We start from the raw sequence: 3344 nt of genomic DNA, 5'->3' as shown, positions 1-3344 counted from the left end.
TCGGCAGGCCGCTCCTGCCCGTACGTCGCCAGCAGGGCCTGGGCCTCGATCGGGTCGCCCAGCCGGGTGCCCGTCCCGTGCGCCTCCACCGCGTCCACGTCGGCGGCGGTGAGTCGGGCGTCGGCGAGGGCGGCGCGGATCACCCGCTGCTGTGACGGCCCGTTCGGCGCGGCCAGTCCGTTGGAGGCGCCGTCCTGGTTGAGCGCCGAGCCGCGCACCACCGCCAGCACCCGGTGGCCGTTGCGGCGGGCGTCGGAGAGCCGCTCGACCAGCACCACGCCCACGCCCTCGGCGAGGCCGAACCCGTCCGCGTCCTCGGAGAACGCCTTGCAGCGGCCGGTCCCGGACAGCGCGCCCATGCGACTGAAGCCGATGAACGAGTCGGGGGTCGGCATCACCACCGCCCCGCCCGCGATCGCCATCGAGCACTCGCCGGCCCGCAGGGCCCGGGTGGCGAGGTGCAGGGCGACCAGCGAGGAGGAGCAGGCCGTGTCCACCGTGATCGCCGGGCCCTCCAGGCCGAACGCGTACGCCAGCCGGCCCGAGATGACGCTGGTGACACTGCCGGTGATGACGTAGTCCTCGATGGCGGCCGACGCGTCGGCCGAGGTGACGCCGTACCCGTGCTGCATGGCGCCGATGAACGCACCGGTCCGGCTGCCGCGCAGGGCGGCCAGGTCGATGCCGGCCCGCTCGAAGGCCTCCCACGAGGTCTCCAGCAGCAGCCGCTGCTGCGGGTCCATCGCGAGCGCCTCGCGCGGGCTGATCCCGAAGAACGCGGCGTCGAATCCGTCCACGTCCTGGACGAACCCGCCCTGTTGGCCGCGCACGGCGTCCAGGTCCCAGCCGCGGTCGGTGGGCAGGTCGGAGACCACGTCACCGCCCGTGTCGAGCAGCCCCCAGAGATCGTCCGGTGTCGTCACACCCCCCGGGAACCGGCACGCCATGCCGACGATCGCGATCGCCTCGTTGTCGTCGTCGTCGTCGTCGTCGTCGTCGTCGGCCGCCGCCGCGGCGGCCGGTCCGGTCGGGGCGGTCACCTCCGCCGCTCCCAACTCCAGGACCTCGCGCCGCAGCTGGGCGGCGAGCGCGGTCGGCGTGGGATAGTCGAACACCAGCGTCGCCGGGAGGCGCAGGCCGGTGGCGGACGCCAGCCGGTTGCGCAGCTCGACCGCCGTCAGGGACTCGAACCCCAGCTCCTTGAAGGCACGGTCGGGCCGGATGCCGTCCGGACCGCTGCGGCCCAGGACCGCGACGGCGTGGGCGGTGACCAGCTCGGTGAGCACCCGCAGCTGGTCCGCCTCGGGCAGGTCCGTCAGGGACCGCCGGAGTTCGCTCCCGGAGCCGGCCGACCCGGCGGCCGCCTCGGCCGAGGACGCCAGGACGGCGCGCACCTCCGGGAGTTCGGCCAGCAGCGGGCTGGGGCGCACCGCGGTGAACAGCGGGACGAAACGCTCCCAGTCGATCTCGGCCACCGCGACGAAGGTGTCGTCGTGGTCCAGCGCCTGCTGCAGGGCGGCGACCGCCAGCTCGGCGGCCATCAGCGGGAGGCCCTGCCCGCGCACGCGTCGGCGGGTCCGTTCGACGTCCGGGTCGCCGAGGTTCTTCCAGGTGTTGACGGCGTCCTCCCAGACGCCCCAGGCGACCGACAGCATCGGCAGGCCGCCCGCGCGGCCCTGCTCGGCCAGGGCGTCGAGTGCCGTGTTGGCGGCGGCGTAGGCGGCGTGGTCACCGCTGCCCCAGAAGCCGGCGATCGAGGAGAACAGCACGAAGGCGTCGAGTGCGTCCGCGTCGAGCAGGTCGACCAGGTGCCGGGCCCCGTCGACCTTGGCGGCCAGCACCTGGTCGAGGCTGTCCAACGTGGTGTCGGCGACGGACGTCAACTCGATGAAGGCGGCCGTGTGCAGGACGGCCCGTACCGTGTGGCCATCGGCCCGCAGGCCGTCGAGCAGCCCGGCCACCGCCTCGCGGTCGGCCACGTCGCAGGCCGCCAGGGTGACGGCCACCCCGCGCTCGGCCAGCTCGGCGGCCAGGTCCGAAGCACCTGGGGCGTCCGGGCCCGAGCGGCTGGCCAGCACGAGGTGCTCGGCGCCGTTGTCGGCCAGCCAGCGGGCGAGCCGGGGGCCGAGGCTCCCGGTGCCGCCGGTGACCAGTACCGTCCCCCTCGGGCGCCAGCCCCGGACGGGCTTGGCGTCGCCGAGCGGCGCGTGGACCATCCGCCGGGCGAACAGTCCGGCCGCACGGACCGCCACCTGGTCCTCACCGGACGATCCCGCGAGCACCCGTGCCAGCTGACCGAGCGCCCGCTCGTCGGGTGCCTCCGGCAGGTCGACCAGACCGCCCCAGAGCTGCGACTGCTCCAGCGCGACGACCCGGCCGAGACCCCACAGTTGGGACTGGACGGGATCCGCGGGGGCGTCGGACGGCCCGGCGCACACGGCGCCGCGGGTGGCGCACCACAGCGGCGCCCGGAGGCCGAGGTCGGCCAGCGCCTGGACCAGCACCAGCGTCAGGGCCAGTCCGCTCGTGACGGTCTGCTTCCCGGGGTGACGACGGGCGTCCAGTCCGAGGAACGACAACACACCGGCCGGGCCGGGCTCGTCGCCGCCGAGCACCTCGCGCACCCTCGCCGCCAGGACGGTCCGGTCCGCGTCGGCCCCGGCGGCTTCCAGCACCTCGGCCCGCGCGCCGCGCAGGCCGAGGAAGCGGACGGCCTCGGTGACCCAGGCGTCATCGGCCCGGCCCTCGGGTACGACGACCAGCCAGGTGCCGGAGAGCGAGGACGCGGCGCCCCCGGGCACCGGCTTCCAGGTGATCCGGTACCGCCAGTCGTCCACCGCCGAACGGTCGCGGCTCCGCCGGTGCCATGAGGAGAGCGCAGGCAGCAGGACGTCCAGCGACCGCCGCTGCTCGTCGTCGTCCTCCACCTGCAGCGTGGCGGCCACGGCGGTGGCGTCCTGCTCCTCGACGGCCTCCCAGAAGGCCGCGTCCACGGCGCTGGGCCCAGCCGGGCCGGCAGCGGACGGCGTGGCCGTGTCCTCGATCCACAGGTGCTGGTGTTGGAAGGGGTAGGTGGGGAGGTCGGGGTGGTGGCCTGGGTGGAGGTGGGGGGTCCAGTCGACGGGGTGGCCGTGGGTGTGGAGGTGGGCGAGGGAGGTGAGGAGGCGGGTCCAGTTTCCTTCGTTGCGGCGGAGGGTGCCGGTGGTGAGGGTGGGGTGGTTCGTGGTTTCGGCGGTGTCCTGGATGGTTGTGGTGAGGACGGGGTGGGGGCTGATTTCGACGTAGGTGGTGTGGCCGTCGGTGAGGGCGGTGCGGATGGCGTCGGTGAATCGGACGGGTTGGCG

The 3344-nt window shown here is 74.9% G+C and carries 1 protein-coding gene; it reads right to left on the bottom strand.

Features of this window, described 5'->3' with window-relative positions:
- The coding region (locus tag ACGF07_RS35545) for an SDR family NAD(P)-dependent oxidoreductase (RefSeq protein WP_392905810.1) at positions 1-3344 on the bottom strand (3344 nt) is incomplete at both ends.

This window comes from Kitasatospora sp. NPDC048194, from assembly GCF_043202455.1.
In the GTDB taxonomy this organism is placed as follows: Bacteria; Actinomycetota; Actinomycetes; order Streptomycetales; family Streptomycetaceae; genus Kitasatospora.
The sequence above is the reverse complement of the archived record's forward strand: the minus strand, read 5'-3'. Positions and strand labels throughout refer to the sequence as shown.